At 69.9% G+C, this 999-nt stretch carries 2 protein-coding genes; both read left to right on the plus strand.

Annotation, left to right across the window (positions count from 1 at the left end; genetic code table 11):
- The first annotated feature begins 312 nt into the window (after positions 1-312).
- Positions 313-678, plus strand: coding sequence for a LapA family protein (locus HUK84_RS19970; RefSeq protein ID WP_176641756.1), 366 nt, complete (start codon positions 313-315; stop codon positions 676-678).
- On the plus strand, positions 675-999 hold a 325-nt coding region (locus HUK84_RS19975), incomplete at its 3' end, for an orotidine 5'-phosphate decarboxylase / HUMPS family protein (RefSeq protein WP_176641757.1). The genes HUK84_RS19970 and HUK84_RS19975, both read left to right, overlap by 4 nt.

Here is a 999-nt window from a genome sequence, read left to right on the forward strand (position 1 = left end):
AGGTGGGCATAGGCGCGCACCTGCTGCGCGCGCCACGCGCAATCGGCCAGGGCGGCGGGCCGGGCCGGATAGATATCGGCAATGCGCCGTGTCGGCCCGGCCGTGGCGATGACGGCCCACAACGTGTCATCCTTGCGCGCGTTGCCACGAAACGCGATGATCTCACTCAAGAGCAGACTCCGCCCGAACCGGATGACGACATCACGACGGCCGGACCGGAATCAAGGCCCTTCCCGCCGGCCGCCGGCACGATCCCGTGCGGCGGCGCCGCGCGCCTTGCCGTCCGCCCCGCCGAACTGTAGGAGGCAGAGCATGTTGCGTCTTCTCATCACCGTCCCTTTCCTGCTGGTGCTGATCATCTTCAGCGCCTGCAACCAGGACTCCGTCACGATCTGGTTCCTGGACTGGAGCTGGAAATCGTCGGTCGGCGTGCTGACATTGATCGTGGCCGCCGCCTTCTTCATCCTCGGCGCCCTGTCGGTCTGGTTCGCCGAACTGCGCCAGCGCGGGCGGGCGCGCCGCGCGGAACAGCAGGTCCGTGTGCTGGAGGACCAGGCCGCCGAACTGCGCCGCCAGCAGGCGGAAACCTATAACCCGCCCGCGCAAACGCCCGTTCAGGCACCCGCCCATACACAGGGGGCGGCGCTGCCGCCCTATCGCGAGGCCCCGCTGCCATGACTGCCCGCCGCACCAGGCTGATCGTCGCCCTGGACACCAAGAACACCGCCCAGGCGATACGCTGGCGCGACCAGACGGCCCCCAGCGCCGACGCCATCAAGCTGGGGCTGGAATTCACCTATGCGCGCGGGCTCGATGCCGTGCGGCAGGTGGCGGATGGCGGCACGCTGTTCCTGGACCTGAAGCTGCACGACATTCCCAACACGGTGGGGTCGGCCATCGGCAGCCTGGCGGCGCTGCGCCCGGCCATGCTGACGATCCACGCCCTGGGCGGCGGCGCGATGATCGCGGCCGCCCGCACCGCGATCGACCGCGCCTTCC

Origin of the sequence: Nguyenibacter vanlangensis, from assembly GCF_013376155.1 — a bacterium.
GTDB classification, from domain to species: Bacteria; Pseudomonadota; Alphaproteobacteria; order Acetobacterales; family Acetobacteraceae; genus Gluconacetobacter; species Gluconacetobacter vanlangensis.

What these genes read in the sequence shown, in the direction of transcription:
- HUK84_RS19970 (WP_176641756.1), top strand. Translation starts at nt 313, where the DNA reads ATGTTGCGTCTTCTCATCACCGTCCCTTTCCTGCTGGTGCTGATCATC.